The organism is Pseudomonas sp. Pseusp11 (genome assembly GCF_047304405.1).
GTDB lineage: Bacteria > Pseudomonadota > Gammaproteobacteria > Pseudomonadales > Pseudomonadaceae > Aquipseudomonas.
The window spans coordinates 164992-182160 of the sequence record NZ_JBGLZF010000002.1; the positions used below are offsets into that span (position 1 = coordinate 164992).

The window sequence follows — 17169 nt, forward strand, 5'->3', positions numbered from 1 at the left end:
AGTCCAGGCGGCGGCTTGTGCTGGGCGATTAATTCACCCGATTGGTGGGAAAGGCGCATTATCCCTGCTACGGAATCTGCCCGGAAGGAGTAAGTGGCTTAACGCTGTTGCCGTATCAGACTACCTTCAAGGCCTTGACTTGATTTATCGAACTCGCCGAGCATATTCCGATGATTGCCAAGGCCAAAGTCGTTTTTCTCGCCACCCGCAATCACCTCAACCATCCGCTTCAGCACGCCTTCACGGCGATGCATGGGAGTAAACGTCCCGTCGATGTGGGGCGGCACTCTATCGAACGACAAATCAGCGACAGGGATCGTCATCAATGCAATCTACTTTCAGCAAAGGCATCATATTTGCCCTCTCCGCCGCGGCACTGAACGCAACGATCGGTGTACTCAGCAAAGTCCTCATGAGTAATGGCTTCACCGCCAGCAGTGTCGCTGTCATCAAGACCGTACTGGGTTGCATGCTTCTCTCGATCTTACTGCTTTTCCTCAAGCGCCCGGCGTCGACGACCAAATGGACTCAGGCGGCTATCTGCGCATTCCTTGGCATCTTTGTGCTGTTCCACTTCGAAACGTCCGCCTATCGACATTACGCTGCAGCAGGTGTGGTGGTTGTGCTGATGGCCAGTGCCTCAATTTCCTCGATCATTCTGGGGCGCATTTTCCTCAAGGATGCCATCACCGCGAACGCTACCGTGGGCGCTGCACTGGCTATCGCTGGGATCGCGGTGATCTTCGGCGCCGACCTGCAGCAGGGCTTTACCTTACAAGGTGCTGCGCTAGCCTCCATGGCCGGCTGCGGCTATGGGGCCTTTTCGGTTGCCATGAAGCGGATGGGTGTGTCGGGGGGGCTGCACTTCACCCGGCAATTGCTGTTCTTTGGCAGCCTGTACCTGCTGATGCCGGCAGCGGCCGATGGTTTCGCGATCGGCGAGCTGTCGCCGCTGGCGATCGCCGCACTGCTGGCGCTGGCCGCGCTGCCGACAATCCTGGGCTTCTTCTGCACCACCAAGGCCATCGAATATCTCAAGCCATCCCAAGTGCAGGCGCTGGAGCTGACCGAGCCGTTGTTCGCCGCGCTGCTGGCGTTTGTGGTGCTCAATGAAGTACCGCGCGAAAGCCTGTACGCAGGGGCAGTACTGATCATCGTCGGCCTGTGTTTTTCCAATGAGCTGATCCGCTTGGGCAGCAAAGCATCCGTCCCTTCGACCGAGTGAGCTACTTTCGGATCCTGATTGCTTTAGCAACCAGTGGTTTTGAAGTGTTTTCAGGGCTTTGTCGTTTCTGGGGATGCGAGCGAGCAGCCCCTCTAAGCCCCAGCAATCTCCGCTGAACCCACCTCGCCCCAACTACGTCCAGTCGAACAAAGCTGGACCACACGCGAGGCCACGCTGTGCATCAGTTCCGCGCACGGATGCACAGCGTATTTTTCACGCAGAAGAGACCGAGTTGTCTTCGTTTGTTTTCAGCTACCCGTTACCACACAGCAATATGGGAATCGGCCCGCGGCTCGGTGCCGCCGCACAACACACCGGTGTCCGGGTCGCGGATGATGATCTGCCCTCGGCCATAGTTGATCAGGTCGCAATCGACCTGAACCTTATGTCCGCGCCGGGCCAGCGAAGCGGCCAAGTCCCTCGACGCCCCCTGCTCGATGCCGACTGTCATGCCTCCCAGCCATTGCCATCGCGGTGCGTCCAGCGCAGCTTGAGGATTGAGACCAAAATCCACCAGGTTCATGACCATCTGCACATGGCCTTGGGGCTGCATGTAGCCACCCATGACGCCGAACGGTCCCACCGGCGCGTCACCTTTACTGATGAAGCCAGGAATGATGGTGTGGAAGGTCTTTTTGCCCGGTGCCAGGCAGTTGGCGTGGTCAGGGTCGAGACTGAATTCCTGCCCACGGTTCTGCAAGGCGATGCCGCTGTCTGGCAGCACCACGCCGGAACCGAAGCCGTGGTAGTTACTCTGGATGAAGGACACCATATTGCCCTGCGCATCTGCCGTGGCCAGGTACACCGTACCGCTGGCGTGAGGATCGCCGGGATCAGGTTGCTGAGCCTGATCAACGATCTGTTCACGGCGTTGGCTGCTATAGGTGTCGCTGAGAAGATCAGCCACCGCCACACGCATGTGCAGCGGATCGGTGATGTAATGCAGGCCATCGCTGTAGGCCAGCTTCATGGCTTCCAATTGACGATGCCAGGTCTGCTGGCTGTCTCGGTGATCGAAGTCGAAACCCTGGAGGATTTTCAGGGTCATCAGGGCCACCAATCCTTGCCCGCTTGGAGGGATTTCCCACACATCGTAGCCCCGGTAATTGATGCTGATCGGGTCCACCCATTGGGCGCGATAGTCCTGCAGGTCGCTGGCTCGCAGGTAGCCGCCGGTGGCGCGGGAATGGGAATCCAGCCGCTGAGCCAGAGCGCCGCGATAAAGGCTTTCGCAAGCACTGTCCGCCAGTTCTTCCAGCGTTCGGGCTTGCGCCGGGTTACGGAATAATTCACCGGCCTTTGGCGCACGGCCATCAATCAGGAACGTGTCGAACCAGGCGTCTAGCACCGGGTCTCGATGGGGGCTGAATTCATCCAGAGCAGTCTGCCATTGTCGGGCGACCACCGGCGACACTGGGAAGCCCTCCCGGGCCAGACTGATCGCGGGCTGCAGCAACTCGGCAAAGGGCAGCTTGCCGAACCGTCTGGACAACTCCGCCCAGGCCGAAGGGCAACCGGGCACCGTGACCGGCGTCCAGCCATAAAGCGGCATCTGCTCGTGACCACACGCCTTGACTGCATCGATAGACAGCGCTGCCGGGGCTTGACCGTTGCCGTTCAGCCCGTGCAATTGGCCTTTGCTCCAGACCAGAGCAAAGGCGTCGCCGCCCAAGCCGCAACCGGTGGGTTCAACCACAGTTAGCGCCGCCGCTGTAGCGATCGCGGCATCAATGGCATTACCGCCGTTGCGCATAATCTCGATGCCGGCCTCGGCGGCCAGTGGCTGTGAAGCCGCGACCATGCCACGGCGGGCAAACACACTCTGACGTTGCGACGGATAGGGATATTCGTGGGCAGAAAATTTCAACATGGCAAAAGCTCTTCCAAACAAAGATTCATTGGCCGCAGGTATCCGGTTCCATTACCGGGTAAGAAAGACCCGACTGAAAAGTCACAGCACACGGCTGAGAAAGGCCTGAGTTCGCGGGTGTGTCGGTCGACTGAAGATCTGCTCCGGCGGACCCTGCTCAATCAGTTCGCCCTGATCGAGAACCACCACGCGATCAGCGACTTCCCGGGCAAAACCCATTTCATGGGTGACCACTACCATGGTCATGCCGTCATCGGCCAACTGCTTCATCACCTGCAGGACCTCGCCGACGGTTTCCGGATCCAGGGCGCTGGTAGGCTCGTCGAACAGCATGGCTTGAGGTTTCATCGCCAGCGCCCGGGCGATCGCCACGCGCTGCTGCTGTCCACCGGACAACATCGACGGGTAATGCATGGCCTTGTCCGCCAGACCGACCCGGGCGAGCAAGGCCCGGGCCTGTTCCAACGCTTCGGCGCGTGGCACACCGAGCACCTGGATCGGTGCCTCAATGATGTTTTCCAGCGCGGTCATGTGGGGGAACAGATTGAAACGTTGAAAGACCATGCCGATGTCCCGACGCTGGCGAGCGATGTTGCGCTCGGAGTCGCGCACCAGGCTGCCGTCGGCGCACTCGCGGTAGCCCATGGAGCGACCGTTGACGCGTATGCGCCCGCCTTGAATGTCTTCCAGCAGATTGATGCAGCGAATGAAGGTGGTCTTGCCTGAACCCGATGCACCGATCAACACCACCACTTCACCACGCCGCACCTGCAAGGAAATCCCCTTGAGAATCTCCAGGTTGCCGAAGGACTTATGAATGTCCAGGGCCTCGATAATCAGTTCTTCACTTTTGTGCGCCATGCTTAACGCCCCCTCAGCAATTTCAGCGTGCCGCGGCCAAACATGCGACTGCCGGCCGCTGGCGGTGCGGGTCGATCGGACTGTCCGAAACGCGCTTCCAGCCAACGCTGGAAGAAGCCCCAGAGGGTGGTCAGCAGCAGGAAATAAATCGCCACCACCAGGTACAGTTCAAATACCCGGAATGTCGCCGACGTGACCATTTGCGTACTCAGCAGCAACTCCTGCACGCCAATCACGCTGACCAGCGTCGTGTTCTTGAGCATCACGTTGAATTCGTTGCCCAACGGCGGAACGATGACCCGGAACGCCTGAGGCAAAACGATACGCCGCATCAGTTTGGCGAAGGTCATGCCCAGCGAACGCCCAGCCTCGTATTGCCCCTTGTCCACGGCACCGATCCCGGCACGAATGATCTCGGCCATGTAGGCGCCCTCGTTCAGGCCCAGGGCGATGATCGCTGCCTGAATATTGCCCGGCACCACCAAACCAAACAGTTCCACGTCCTCGAAACGGAAGATGCCGCCGGCCGCCAAAGCGGTATAGAGAAAAACGATCTGCACCAACAGCGGCGTGCCGCGCATCAGCCACACATAAAACCGTACCGGCAGATTGAGCAGCGGGTTGCGCGACAGACGCATCAGCGCCGCCGCCAGCCCCAGCACGCAGCCCAACGCCATTGCCAGCACACTGATCAGGCAGGTCAGCCAGAGCCCAGTGAGGTACACCCCGCTGGGCTGCAAAAGGTATTGCCAGAACACATCCCAATTGAAATTCATCGAGCGCTCGCCTCAGTCGAGTGTGTCGCTGGAAACATGCCATTTGCTCAACAACTGCACGTAACTGCCGTCACTGCGCATGTCACTGATGATCTGCTGTACTGCGGTGGTGAGCTGGGAATCATCCTTGCGGGTCCCTAAACCCGTAAGAATCCGGCTGAAGGCTGGCACCCCCTCCTCGAATAAATCAGGCGCCATTGCGGCGTAGTAACCTGCTGTTTCTACGGTGGTGCCGTAGGCGTCCACCTGACTGATACGCAGCGCCTGGAAGGCGTCAGTGTCACTGTTGTAAACCACCAGTTTCATCGGTGTCTTGCCGGCCTTGGTGAGCTTTTCGTTCTCGGCGTCCAACAAGGTTTTGATCGTGGAGCCATTGAGCACTGCCACCTTGTGTCCAGACAGTCCATCCAGGGTTTTGATGCCCTTGGGATTGCCTTTGGGGACGACCACTGATTGGCTGGAATACATGTAGTTGACGATGTCGATCACCTCCCGCCGCTCGGGCTTGTCGAACAGCTGATCGACGATCATGTCGCACTGCTGGGCGAGCAACGCCGGCAGCAACCCGGAGAATGGAATGACCCGCCATTGCACCGATTTGTCTCCCAGGCGCTTGGCGATTTCCAGCCCCAGATCGACAGTCAGGCCCCTGGGTTTTTGCGCCTCATCGAAAGACACCAAGGGTGGCGAGTCCATGCCCGAGCAATACGTGAGTTTTTCGGCCTTTTGCAGTCGTTCCGGCACCTGGGGCGTGGCAAACGCCCACTGTGCGCAGAGTCCCAGGGATACAGCAGCAAGCAGCACACGGCGTTTATGCATGACCAGACACTCCAGTTGTTTAGTAACGGGGCAGTACTCAAAGTCAACACACGGTCGGGCTCGAGCCCGACTCTATTTTTCCGATTGCAGGAACTGAATCAGCGCCGGCACTGTGCCCTCGATGTGCTGACGCACCACCGACTCGGCCTTGTCGGCATCGCCTGAGCGAATGGCATCAAGGATCACCGCGTGTTCCTGGCGGGCACTCAAGGGCTTTTCACCGTGTTGCAGCCACAGGCGCATGGGCGCTTCGATCAGCGAGTACAGGGCCGAGATTTGCTTCATCAAACGCGGACGGCCGCTGAGGCTGCACAGGTATTCATGGAAAGCCCGATGACGGCTGACCCATTCCGCGCTTTCGTCGCGGTAGTCATCCATCTCGTCCAGCATGCGTTCCAGAGCCGCCAGCTGACGCTCACCGATCTTGGCCACGGCGACGCGGATGGCCAGGCCCTCGAGGGCACTGCGCATCTCGAAGACTTCGTGCAGTTCGTCGATGTTCAGGCCGCTGACTATCGCCCCGCGGTTAGGCCGCAAGGTCACCAGGCCTTGAGCATCGAGGCGTCGGAAGGCTTCGCGCACCGGCATGCGGCTCATGCCGATCTCAGTGGCGATGTCCTCGGCGATCAACCGGTCGCCTTTGCGGTAACGGCCGCCACAGATCGCTTCCAGCAGAAAGTTGTAAGCCTCCTCCTCGGCGGTCAGGGGCTGACGCTCAATGTAAGCGGGAGCGAATTGCATAAAGTCACCTTTTGCAGTTTTGTATCCAATTATCCATGGATTCAAAAAAGCAGAAACCGTGCCAGACTGTGTAGCACTGCTTCAAGCGCTTAATTGGAAAGGAGTTTCGACTCAAGAAGCGATGATCTTCACTTCAGCGTGGTACTCGCCGTGTGCTACGAAATGGCCCAGTGCGCCCCAAATGGGTGAAAAATGGTATCCAGGTAACAAATCATTTCGCCGAATGCCCCCCGAAGTCTTTCGTTCCGTCACTTCAAGCGAATCCGCTTTTTCCAGCTCGGACACGCAAAGTGCAACTCACGGCTCGGTGCATGGGAGCAGGTTCGCGAACATGACCGGCAGAGAATGGCCCAAAGCTGACCCCTCAGGATTTCGTACTCTCAGACCCCATCCGCGAATTTGCACACCACTGACGACATATTGGTACGTCTGGAGAGGGGCATGACCACCACGCAAAAACTGACTCAAACAAGCTATGTGCATTGTCAGATTAACCAAAGGTTATGGTTTGTCATGAAATGAAAAAGCGCTGTCGCCAAATGAAAGGCTGGCACGCCCTGCCTATAAACTCCTCCTCAAGCCTGCGCAGCAAGCCCAGGGCTCTCACGGGCACGAAATATCTATGGAGAAATCTGCGCATTTCCCACGAATGGAGAAGAGACAATGAGTGAGCGGTCGATCCAGCCACGGCTGATCGATACATCCTACGATTACCTGCTTCAACGTTGAATCTGGACAATTAAGAGTTTTATTAGTAAGCGCTTAATGTCCAGCCTACAAATATATTACTGAAAGCCCACGACCTACCGTGCACTCACCTTAATAAAACTCACCCTTAAAAACACGCCCCTAGAACTACATTGCGGAAGACAAAAATAAGTAATGTTTTTGCGATTTGTTTTTTGTTGCACTCATGAATTTTATAATCAGAAACCATGACAAAATTTGCAGAGATATCACTTCAACACCCTCAACGCTGGAAGCTTGATATAAATAATCGAATCTTATTCGACGACGCCATTCAAATACACTTAACAAATATTGAGGGCATCATTGTAAAAAACATGCTCCTCAAGGAGGAGCGCGTAATCAGTAGAGCAGAGCTAATTAGTAGTATTGGGAGAGATCCTGAGCGCTATCGCGGCCTGGAGATGAGTTTGAGTAGACTGCAAATAAAATTCAAGAAAAACGCTGGAGGAAGGCATCTCTTTCGCGCAGTCAGAAATCGCGGCTACTGCCTCACTCAAGCCATACATATTAATGGGGAGCCGTCTCGGGAATTTACGTGAGGTAAGCGGCAATACACCCCTCGCATGGTCATATGGCTGATGATGACTAACGAACGTATGAATTTAGGGGTGGCCGTGGGCGCAGCGTTCAAGATGAGTGAGTTCACTTTTTACGATTGACCTTGCGCGTTGATACTGGTGTAGCGGCGTTAAAAAACTGTCGCATAACTTCTAAGTTATGCGACGACTCACTCGGGCTTGACAGTAAAGGCTTTGTGATATCACGCAAGTCTGTCGCAGGTTCTCAATTATCTGCGACATGAAATGTGATAGATGTGACATTGAGAATGTTGGAATGTTAATCCGATATGCTCGTCTCCCACTCCAGGCAAAAATCTGGAGCCGCAGCAAGGCCTGCTGGCGAGTTTGTATCTGTCACGGTTGACCGGAAATGGCCGTTTTCAGCCGGCCGCGACCGACTGAAAACGCCCCAAAGCGGACGCTGGCAATGGTAGAGGTTGACTGTCCATCTAACTGCATAGCAGCATGCCGGCCAGCACTCTTTCGCTAATCCGCCGATGCAAGGATGCCTATGTCTGTAGATCTTTATGAGTTGTTGGAAAGCGTAAACGATGAGCAATCGTTCATCGGGTTTATCGAGGCGCTTGGTTCTGATTTTTCCAATGAGCGTGTGTTGAAGAAGACGACGCCATCATCCCCCTATGGACCCGGTGCCTTGGGGTGGGAAAATGGGTCTGTAGATACGTTTCTTGATGCAGCGGCTGCTTGGGCGAGCGCCAGTAGCAGGAGCTCTCTATCGAATGCTCCGGTATCAAACGTATGGCTGCGTTGCGCGACCATATTGTTGGCTGGCAAGTTTTATGAGTGAGCGCCAGCCCGCTCTACCTTCAGAGTGAATCGAAAAACTCATTCAGTCCGCTTTTGGTCGTTGGCAGTCGATCTCGATGGGCCGCAATCGACCAGAGGCATGCTGACCGCAAGTTATCTTAATCGAAGGAGCGTTTTTAGTGAGCGGCCATAACCACGACTTGAGAACCGACTTCATAGAGGCGCTCAAGGAAATCACCGCGCTGATGTCCATTGCATACGAACAAACCGGCCCAGTACCGGATGACCATGCGTTAGCTCAGGCAGGTTTAGAGAATGGTGGTGAAATCGTTCTCGATTATGTCGATCACAACGAGGCTGGAATAGCGTTCGAACACCTGCTTTACATGATTAATGAGCCACCGCTTATTGTTTCTGAAGAATGCACAAAGATATTGGCCCGAATCGCGAAGACCCTGGAGATGCCGTTTACAGGGGACGAAAGCAGCCGCCTATGAAGGGCCGCTATTGGCCGTTACTTGCCTGTCACGACCGCAGCCGACTGCTGCTTGATGCGAAGAGCCACCCGAGCTTGTATTAATCGGAGATTGTTCATTATCGATGTGCCCGCGCGAGGTCGACTGACTCACCGGCATTGCCCCACAAGCCCTGAAACCTGAAATGGCATTTAAATTTCTGTGCCTGCCTCTCATCTCTAAAATCATCGATTCTTTGAAATCACACCACCCATGTATTCATTTAAATCGCGTAGATCTTTAATCCTCCAAGCGTACGGCGATAGCTTTACACCATTCTCTCGCAACGTTCTTGGAATCAAGTCTCCATTTGGACGAAGTATTATCGATGATACAATTACGCCCGGATAATCATTTAATCGCTTTTTGAAAGCGGATGTTGTTAGATCAGGCGTAGGAGGATTGCTTTTATTAGCCAATGGTCCTGTTGCTTTAAGATCTACTCCGTGGCACATGCTGCATCGCTGTAAATAGAGATTTTTTCCATTAACATTATCCGCGAAGGATAGTGATGCTTGAATTAGCGATGCAATTCCTAGCGAAGCGATGAATAACACTTTCATTGTTTCTATCTTCCTTGATGGGATCAGCGCCGACTGGAGGCAATTTGGTGCGCAGGAAAGATATCAGCCATCGTGTCCGCACGCACCGTCATTTCTGATGCCCATTGAATCAACTCGTTTTCCAGGCGCATCCCGCCGACCGCTTCTGGCCGTTCTCTGCCGTACATGGTTGCAAAGCATGCTGCTCGAATCCAATGCAATCGGTAGTCAGAACGAATGCAAATGACTGGTCAGGTCGATGCAAACGGGTGTTCAAGTGGAGTGCAATTTCGCATTCTCCACTGGGCGCCTTTATGCAAGGCATCCAAGCCTATAAAGTAGCCCCTCCAAACAAGGAGGATGGAACAGTGCTCACCAAAATTGAGCTGCTGGACGAACTGCTTCAGCGCTATGCCGGAAACCTCGGCAATGACTTCACCGGATACCGAAATCATGTGTACCGAGTCATCAACTTTTGTTGCTCGCTCAGTACGCTGGACGCTGTGAATCTAGAAAAGATAGTTTTGGCCGGGGTATTTCATGATCTTGGTATATGGACGGCCAAGACGTTTGATTATTTGCCCCCCTCAGAGCAATTGGCAGAAGACTTCCTTCAGGAAATCGACAAGCTGGATTGGGCGCAAGAAATTATCTTGATCATTCGCAACCACCATAAAATAACTCGGTCCCATCGCGATCCACAGAACCTTGCAGAGGTATTTCGCAAAGCCGATTGGGTCGACGTCTCCCGTGGTGCGGTTACTTTTGGACTCTCACGACAGAAGCGACGTGAGATATTCTCGGCCTTTCCTGATGCAGGATTTCACATTCGCTTAGTTCAGCTTTCGCTCAAACGACTGCTAACGAACCCACTGAGCCCACTGCCAATGATGCGGCTCTGAATTTAGCGAGCCCGCCCTGGCTGTGGTGATCACAATGTCACCGGACTTGTGGTTGTTGCACGGCACGCATTGCTTCCAGACATTGAGCGCTTTTTTTTTGGGGGGGGCCGCCCATACGGGAACCCCCATACCACATAATTATGGGAATACCGATTTGCAAGAGTATGGGAGCGCCCGTAATACTTCGCGGATGGAATTTAAAGAAAGACTCAAAATCGCCCGTCGCCATGCCGGTCTGAACCAGACCGAGCTTGCCGAGCGCGCCGGCCTCACGCAGACATCAATTTCCGACCTTGAGCGCGGCAAATCGAAGGCGACGGCCTTTGCTGCTCAGATTGCCTCGGTCTGTGGTGTCTCCCCTATGTGGCTCGCTGAAGGCAGTGGCGACATGCTCAAAGGTGTTGCAGTAGCCGCTGAGCGCACTCAACCAAACGTGGCAATGTCAGACATTGAGACATGGGATGACGAAACCCCGCTCGATGACGACGAGGTTTACGTGCCATTTCTCCAGGAAGTGGAGTTAGCAGCGGGCTCCGGCCGATTCGCGATTGCCGAAAGCGCCAGCGCCAGGCTGCGCTTCTTCAAGAAAGACCTTCGCCACAACAACGTTCAGTTCAGCAACGCGAAGTGCGTGGCGGTGAGCGGCAACAGCATGCTGCCGGTGCTGCGCGACGGTGCCACAGTTGGCGTGAATGTCGGCAAGAATACATTGAGCGATATCGTCGACGGCGAGATGTACGCAATCAACCACCACGGCCAGCTAAGGGTCAAGCAGGTGTACCGCACACCCACCGGAATTCGCCTGCGAAGCTTTAACCGAGACGAGCATCCGGACGAGGACTACACGTTCCAGCAAATCCAGGAGCAGCAGATTTCGATTCTGGGACATGTGTTCTGGTGGGCGATGTATTCGCGCTGAAGGAAGAGTATTTCAAATGGAAGTGAAGATGCGCACGTCACAAATTGCCGGCCTCTTGCTGGCGACACTCCTTTCCGGCTGCAGCAGCGAACCTAAGGAAAAAACGGAATTCGAGAAGCAAATCGACTCGGCGCCGATGCCCACCACTGAGGCTGATCGGCTGGAGCAATGCGAATATCTCAGCGACCTGCTTTATTTTGAAATGCGGGATATTGCTGGCTTGAACGGGTTTTCTGCCGCTTTCAAGGCTCATGACCCTTCGAAATCCCTGGCACTTAACCGTCGCATGGACTCGATACGCTGCACCCAGGCAGAAAGACAGAATTGGCTCCAACGTGCAGTCTTAGCAAAATAGATCAAATACACGCGCTACTGGACGCCGCTCCTCGATGCCTGGACGAGCTTGAGGCGTTCGTCGTACTGCGCGTGGCTGCACTCCCAAGAAGAATTTCAGCGCATCCAATCTCACCAAATACAGACCCCCTCTCACCATAGGAATGTGGGAGCGGCTGAATTATGGGAATACCCATTGACACTAATTACGGGAATACCTATATTTCAATTCAAGCCAACGCATCACAGGCCCAGCAGCACCAAGCGTAAGGCTCAACTGAGCAAAGGGTGACATCAAATGAAATAGGGAAATGACCATGACCGTAGACATCAGCAACTACACAATCGCTACACCGCTTCCAATCTCCGACACCAACCCGATCGCGCTCGAATTGATCGGCTGGCGGGCACTGCTCGAATGCCCGGAAGTTGTTTCGATGCTTCCAGATGGCTCGCTGCAAATGACGGCGCCGACGCTCGGTGCTTCGAGCAAGAGCACCCTGCGGACGCGCTGCGAGTGGAAAGAGCCAGGCTATTGGTTGTTCGCCAGCGCTGCTGACCACTGGAACCGACAAGAAATGCGAGTCACGAAGGTCAACTCGCTGCAGAAGGTTGTGATCAGCCAGATTCATGTTCAGGGTTCGGAAAGGCCACCTGTAAAAGTGTTTTGGAACAAAGGCCGAATCACGATGGGATTTCGGTCGAGCTATCTCCAGGAAGACCCGGTGAACACTACGATTCTGGAAGACGTGCCACTCGGTGCACTTTTCAAAATCAACATTCACGCCAATTCGAGCGGCGCTGTATCCGTCTCGGCGAGCTGTAATGGCGTCAAATCCACCTCTGCAATCATGCGCCTCGACAACACCTGGGACACGAAAACTCTCGCCTTCCACGGCGGCGTGTACAACCAGATCGATTACTCCGACACCACTGACCCGCAAGACGGTTCGGTCTGCATCATCAGCGACCTTTCCATCACCCACCTCTGATGCGAGCATGACAACCAGCGTCACGTCAGCCTGACGATAACTGCCCGCCCCTCTCAATGAGAGCGCATCGGAGTGTGATCTGTAGCAAAGCAGGCACCTGACCGGTAATCAGGCCAGCCACTGAGTACGCCGGGCAGAGACCGGCGCAGGCAGAGCCAGAGGTGACGACCTCGCGCAGATCACCTCCCGATGCGTATGGAACGGATGAGTGCAGCCGAGTAGATATCCGAGCGCAATGCTCAACACGTCTCGAACTAAACAGACCACAAAAAGACTTCCCGGATGGGTCAATCATCACGACCTTGAAACCGCAAACGGTATTGCCCCGGGCTCTCCCCCGTCCATTTTTTGAAGGCACGGTGAAACGCACTCGGCTCCTGAAACCCCAACTGTTCGGCAATATCGCTGATGTTCGCCTTACTCTGGCGCAACCGTTCAAACGCCACCCCGCGCCGCACTTCATCCTTGATTTCCTGATACGAACAGCCTTCACGTCCCAGTTTCCGGCGAAAGGTACTGGGGCTCAGGTGCTGTTCCAGGGCGAAGTCCTGCAAGGTCGGCCATTCGCTGTAATGGCTATGGCGCAGGCGCTGATGAACCTGCGATGCCAGCCCATGCTGGTTGCGGAAGCGGATCACCAGCCATTGCGGTGCGGTGCGCAAAAACACTTTCAGCGAGGTAAGGTCCTGAACCACCGGCAGCCGCAAGTAGTGACTGGCGAACTCGATTTCGGTGTGTTCGGTACCAAAGGTCAGGTTGGGCCCCCAGAGCAAGGCGTCATCACGCAGCGACAAACGCTGATGACGAAAGTCCGCACGATCGATGGGAATTCGCCGCCCGCCCAGCCAACACAGCAGACTGATCATCAACACCAGAAACGTTTCTTCGCCCAGCCGGCTGACCTCGCTGTTCTGCGAGCGGGTCTGCAAGCTGATGACCGCACGCTTGCCACGCACACTCAACGTGCCGCGAAAATCACGCAGGAACAACGCGAAATTGGCCAGGCACTGACGCATGGCTTTTTCCAGCGTCGGCTCCTGAATCAATGCCCGACAGATCAAGGCAAAACTGCCCGGTGGCATACCATGGGAGTCCAACTGGAAAAATTCATCGTTCAACTCACGAATCTGCGCCAGCCACAACGCGGCGAAAGCCGTGGCCGGCACCCGTGCCGTCGGCTGATCCATCAGTGCCGGATCAATTCCCACCTGTTCAAGGAGTGACCGCAGACGCTGCGGCTTCTCACGCAACGCATGGATCATGGGATACATGAAGTAAACCGCCACCGAATCCGTTTCCCGCATTTGAATGCCTCTCTCGTTACATCTGAACATGGCAAAAAACGCCATCACCCTTGAACAGTTTTGGCATAGGCCAGTGGCGCTGCTGATTCTAGACTTGTGACCAACAAAAAAGACCTGTTCGAGAGAGCCAACATGAACCATTCCGATATTTTTGTAGTGAGCGCCGTCCGTTCTGCCATCGGCAGCTTTGGCGGTTCACTCAAGGATGTGCCGCCTATTCAGTTGGCAACCGACGTTTGCCGCGCCGCTATCGAACGATCAGGCTTGGCGCCCGAACACATCGGTCATGCGGTGATGGGGCATGTGATCCCGACCGAGGCACGCGATGCCTACATCTCCCGGGTTGTAGCGATGAATGCCGGTCTGACGAAAGAAACCCCAGCCTTCAACGTCAACCGCCTTTGCGGTTCGGGTTTGCAGGCGATTGTCAGTGCCGCGCAAAGTTTGATGCTGGGGGATGCGGGCGCTGCGCTGGCAGGTGGCGTCGAGTCCATGAGCCGAGGCGCGTACCTGTTGCCGCAAGCGCGCTGGGGCGCACGAATGGGCGACATGCAGGCCGTCGACTACATGCTTGGCGCACTGCAAGACCCGTTTGCCGGTTTCCACATGGGGATCACCGCTGAAAATATCGCCGAGCACTATGGCATCACACGTCAGGTCCAGGATGAGTTGGCGCTTCTCAGCCAACAGCGTGCAGCTCGGGCGATTGCCGAGGGGCGTTTTTCCGGGCAGATCGTGCCGATTGAAATAGCGACCCGCAAAGGAACGGTTTCGTTTGCGACGGATGAGCATGTACGGGCTGAGGTCAACGTCGAGCAATTGAGCCGCATGAAACCGGCGTTCAAAAAGGACGGTACCGTCACCGCCGGCAACGCGTCTGGCCTCAATGATGGTGCCGGCGCACTGATCATGGCCACCGGTCAAACTGTTCAGGAACAGGGCCTCAAGCCCATGGCTCGACTGGTGGGTTATGCCCACGCAGGCGTTGAGCCCTCAATGATGGGGCTGGGACCGATTCCCGCCACCCGTTTGGTGCTCAAGCGTGCCGGCCTGACCGTTGCCGACCTTGACGTGATCGAATCCAACGAAGCCTTCGCCGCCCAGGCCTGTGCCGTAGCGCAAGAGCTGGGCTTCGATCCGCAGAAGGTCAACCCCAACGGTTCGGGCATCTCGCTGGGCCATCCGGTGGGCGCCACTGGCGCGGTCATCGCCACCAAAGCCATTCATGAACTGCATCGCTGTCAGGGCCGTTATGCCCTGGCGACCATGTGCATCGGTGGTGGCCAAGGCATCGCCGTGTTGTTCGAACGGGTTTGATCACAAGGACATGCGCATGAACCTACAGAACATTGGCGTTATCGGTGCCGGCACCATGGGCAATGGCATCGCGCAAGTCTGCGCCCTGGCCGGCTTCAACGTAACCTTGATCGACATTTCCGAGAGCGCTCTGCAAAAGGCAATCGCGACCGTCGATAAAAATCTCGATCGCCAGATCGCCAAAGACACGCTCACGCTTGAGCAAAAACTCGCCGCCCTCGACAAGATTCGCACCAGCACTGATTACGGCAGCCTGCTGAACGCGCAACTGGTGATCGAAGCCGCCACCGAAAACCTCGATCTGAAACTGCGCGTGTTGCAACAGATCGCCGCGCAGGTCAGCGCCGAGTGCGTGATCGCTTCCAACACGTCGTCGCTGTCCATCACCCAACTCGCCGCCAGCGTGAGCCGGCCTGAGCGCTTCATCGGCCTGCACTTTTTCAACCCGGTGCCGGTGATGGGCCTGATCGAAGTGATTCGTGGCCTGCAAACCAGCGATGCCACCCACGCCCTGGCGTTGGACATGGCAAAGACCCTCGGCAAGACCGCGATCACCGCGGGCAACCGTCCGGGCTTCGTGGTCAACCGGATTCTGGTGCCGATGATCAATGAAGCGATCCTGGTGTTTCAGGAAGGCCTGGCCAGCGCCGAAGACATCGACGCCGGCATGCGCCTGGGTTGCAATCAGCCGATCGGGCCACTGGCTCTGGCGGATCTGATCGGTCTGGACACAGTGCTGGCCATTCTTGAAGCCTTTTACGACGGCTTCAATGACAGCAAATATCGCCCTGCACCGCTGCTCAAGGAAATGGTCGCCGCTGGTTACCTGGGACGCAAAACGGGGCGTGGCTTCCATGCCTATGCCTGAGCGTTGCTCACGGTTTGCCGAGTACCGGGGCAAGGTGCTGGAGCTGTTTGCCAGCAAGGGTTTCGGTCAGGTCGGCATGCGTGAGCTGGCGACGAGCCTGGGGCTCACCCCAGGCTCGTTGTATCACCATTACCCCAGCAAACAGCACTTGCTGCTCGACTTGATCGAGGAGTTCTACGAGGAGCTGTTGGCAACCTTGGGGCGCATTGAGCAACAGGCGCCGGCAAAACGCGACAGGCTCAACAGCCTGATCCGCGCCCACTTGAATCTGCACCAGGAAATGCCCTGGCATTTTCGACTGGCGGAGCGCGACAGTGGCTGCCTCAACGAGGAGCAGCAGGAACAGGTCCGCCACTTGCGCGAGCAATACGAACGCAAATTGCTGCTGATGCTCGGAGCCAAACCCCGCGTGAGCGAACCGGCGCAACGGGCCGCGGGTCGAGCCATTGCAGCCTTGCTCAACAGCGCGCCCAGTTGGCTGATGCAACATTCGCTGGATGAACAAGAGCGCGATAATTTGATGGAAAACATGGTGAGTGGCGCCATCGAGCGATTATTGGCGCCAAAGACGCGTAATTGGGTGACGACTGCCAACGCGGGCGATAGTACGCAGCAGCCAACGACGAAATAACAAGCCTGAGCGGCGCTTCCTCGAACTGCGTCATCAGCAGATTCCGTACGACAAAGCCCCGATTATTCGGGGCTTTGTCATTTCTGGGGATACCTGCTGAGTGAGCCGGCAGACGTCGGAACAGTCGAAGGCTGCGGTCTTTAAACCTTCCAGCGCCCTTTGTTTACTGGGTGACTACAATCTTCCCGATCATCTGCGGGTGCAGCGCACAAAAATACTCGAACTCTCCCGGCGTATTGAACACCCAGGAAAAACTGTCATTCGTATCCAGCGCCCCCGAGCGAAACACCTTGTGGGTTTCCGCCACCGTATGCGGAATCTGGTCGTCATTCACCCACGTCACTTTGGTGCCCACGGCCACGGTCAAATCCTTGGGTGCAAACATGAACTCCTTGATATCGATCTTCACCTCCTGAGCCCACGCCGGCATCGACAGCATCAGGCACACCACCGCCAACAGTCGCGTTTTCATCTGA

19 protein-coding genes are annotated in these 17169 nt (G+C 56.0%); 10 read left to right on the plus strand and 9 right to left on the minus strand.

Annotated elements, in window-relative coordinates; translation table 11 throughout:
- Positions 1-98: 98 nt before the first annotated feature.
- On the minus strand, positions 99-323 hold the full coding sequence (locus tag ACCC96_RS02165) for a hypothetical protein (RefSeq protein WP_413694875.1): 225 nt from the start codon (positions 321-323) through the stop codon (positions 99-101).
- Positions 324-325: 2 nt separating this feature from the next.
- Here ACCC96_RS02165 and ACCC96_RS02170 point away from each other — a divergent pair, with 2 nt between their 5' ends.
- The gene (locus ACCC96_RS02170) at positions 326-1225 is read left to right on the plus strand and encodes a DMT family transporter (protein WP_018930051.1); all 900 of its coding nucleotides are present in this window, start codon (positions 326-328) and stop codon (positions 1223-1225) included.
- 259 nt (positions 1226-1484) lie between these two features.
- Here the strand turns inward: ACCC96_RS02170 and ACCC96_RS02175 are convergent, their stop codons facing one another.
- The 5 genes from ACCC96_RS02175 to ACCC96_RS02195 form a co-directional block, all read right to left on the minus strand.
- Positions 1485-3095 (minus strand): gamma-glutamyltransferase family protein, encoded by a 1611-nt coding sequence (locus ACCC96_RS02175; RefSeq protein ID WP_413694876.1) that lies wholly within the window; start codon positions 3093-3095, stop codon positions 1485-1487.
- Between the two features lie 81 nt (positions 3096-3176).
- Positions 3177-3956, minus strand: a complete 780-nt coding sequence (locus ACCC96_RS02180; protein ID WP_413694877.1) for an amino acid ABC transporter ATP-binding protein — start codon at positions 3954-3956, stop codon at positions 3177-3179.
- A gap of 2 nt (positions 3957-3958) precedes the next feature.
- The gene (locus tag ACCC96_RS02185) at positions 3959-4732 is read right to left on the minus strand and encodes an amino acid ABC transporter permease (RefSeq protein WP_007941905.1); all 774 of its coding nucleotides are present in this window, start codon (positions 4730-4732) and stop codon (positions 3959-3961) included.
- 12 nt (positions 4733-4744) lie between these two features.
- Positions 4745-5551 carry an ABC transporter substrate-binding protein gene (locus tag ACCC96_RS02190; protein WP_258673502.1) on the minus strand — a complete coding sequence of 269 codons (807 nt, stop codon included), beginning with the start codon at positions 5549-5551 and terminating at the stop codon, positions 4745-4747.
- A gap of 72 nt (positions 5552-5623) precedes the next feature.
- Positions 5624-6292 (minus strand): GntR family transcriptional regulator, encoded by a 669-nt coding sequence (locus tag ACCC96_RS02195; RefSeq protein ID WP_413694878.1) that lies wholly within the window; start codon positions 6290-6292, stop codon positions 5624-5626.
- Positions 6293-8113: 1821 nt separating this feature from the next.
- Here ACCC96_RS02195 and ACCC96_RS02200 point away from each other — a divergent pair.
- Together ACCC96_RS02200 and ACCC96_RS02205 are read left to right on the plus strand one after the other, a co-directional pair.
- Positions 8114-8410 (plus strand): hypothetical protein, encoded by a 297-nt coding sequence (locus tag ACCC96_RS02200; protein WP_258673501.1) that lies wholly within the window; start codon positions 8114-8116, stop codon positions 8408-8410.
- A 139-nt stretch (positions 8411-8549) separates the two neighbouring features.
- Positions 8550-8867 (plus strand): hypothetical protein, encoded by a 318-nt coding sequence (locus tag ACCC96_RS02205; protein ID WP_258673500.1) that lies wholly within the window; start codon positions 8550-8552, stop codon positions 8865-8867.
- Between the two features lie 203 nt (positions 8868-9070).
- Here ACCC96_RS02205 and ACCC96_RS02210 read toward each other — a convergent pair whose 3' ends face one another.
- Positions 9071-9448 carry a c-type cytochrome gene (locus ACCC96_RS02210; RefSeq protein WP_081626537.1) on the minus strand — a complete coding sequence of 126 codons (378 nt, stop codon included), beginning with the start codon at positions 9446-9448 and terminating at the stop codon, positions 9071-9073.
- Positions 9449-9741: 293 nt separating this feature from the next.
- Here ACCC96_RS02210 and ACCC96_RS02215 point away from each other — a divergent pair, with 293 nt between their 5' ends.
- The 4 genes from ACCC96_RS02215 to ACCC96_RS02230 all read left to right on the plus strand — a co-directional run bounded on the left by ACCC96_RS02215 (position 9742) and on the right by ACCC96_RS02230 (position 12573).
- Positions 9742-10329 (plus strand): HD domain-containing protein, encoded by a 588-nt coding sequence (locus ACCC96_RS02215; protein WP_018927968.1) that lies wholly within the window; start codon positions 9742-9744, stop codon positions 10327-10329.
- Between the two features lie 190 nt (positions 10330-10519).
- On the plus strand, positions 10520-11248 hold the full coding sequence (locus ACCC96_RS02220) for an XRE family transcriptional regulator (RefSeq protein WP_413694947.1): 729 nt from the start codon (positions 10520-10522) through the stop codon (positions 11246-11248).
- Positions 11249-11264: 16 nt separating this feature from the next.
- Positions 11265-11603: a hypothetical protein gene (locus tag ACCC96_RS02225; protein ID WP_413694879.1), complete on the plus strand. Its 339-nt coding sequence runs from the start codon at positions 11265-11267 to the stop codon at positions 11601-11603.
- 295 nt (positions 11604-11898) lie between these two features.
- Positions 11899-12573: a polysaccharide lyase family 7 protein gene (locus ACCC96_RS02230; RefSeq protein ID WP_026286569.1), complete on the plus strand. Its 675-nt coding sequence runs from the start codon at positions 11899-11901 to the stop codon at positions 12571-12573.
- Positions 12574-12860: 287 nt separating this feature from the next.
- On the opposite strand, the gene ACCC96_RS02235 is transcribed toward ACCC96_RS02230, so the two are convergent.
- Positions 12861-13877: an AraC family transcriptional regulator gene (locus ACCC96_RS02235; protein ID WP_413694880.1), complete on the minus strand. Its 1017-nt coding sequence runs from the start codon at positions 13875-13877 to the stop codon at positions 12861-12863.
- A 132-nt stretch (positions 13878-14009) separates the two neighbouring features.
- On the opposite strand from ACCC96_RS02235, the gene ACCC96_RS02240 reads away from it, so the two are divergent.
- From ACCC96_RS02240 to ACCC96_RS02250, 3 genes are read left to right on the plus strand one after another with little or no spacing between them, the layout of a single operon-like run.
- Entirely contained in the window at positions 14010-15194 is a 1185-nt protein-coding gene (locus ACCC96_RS02240; protein ID WP_413694881.1) for an acetyl-CoA C-acyltransferase family protein, read from the plus strand.
- A gap of 16 nt (positions 15195-15210) precedes the next feature.
- Entirely contained in the window at positions 15211-16062 is an 852-nt protein-coding gene (locus ACCC96_RS02245) for a 3-hydroxybutyryl-CoA dehydrogenase (protein ID WP_019649226.1), read from the plus strand.
- Positions 16049-16693, plus strand: coding sequence for a TetR/AcrR family transcriptional regulator (locus tag ACCC96_RS02250; protein ID WP_413694882.1), 645 nt, complete (start codon positions 16049-16051; stop codon positions 16691-16693). Before ACCC96_RS02245 ends, ACCC96_RS02250 begins: the two co-directional genes overlap by 14 nt.
- 163 nt (positions 16694-16856) lie before the next feature.
- Here the strand turns inward: ACCC96_RS02250 and ACCC96_RS02255 are convergent, their stop codons facing one another.
- Positions 16857-17165 carry a cupredoxin family copper-binding protein gene (locus ACCC96_RS02255; RefSeq protein WP_007941931.1) on the minus strand — a complete coding sequence of 103 codons (309 nt, stop codon included), beginning with the start codon at positions 17163-17165 and terminating at the stop codon, positions 16857-16859.
- Between the last annotated feature and the right edge of the window lie 4 nt (positions 17166-17169).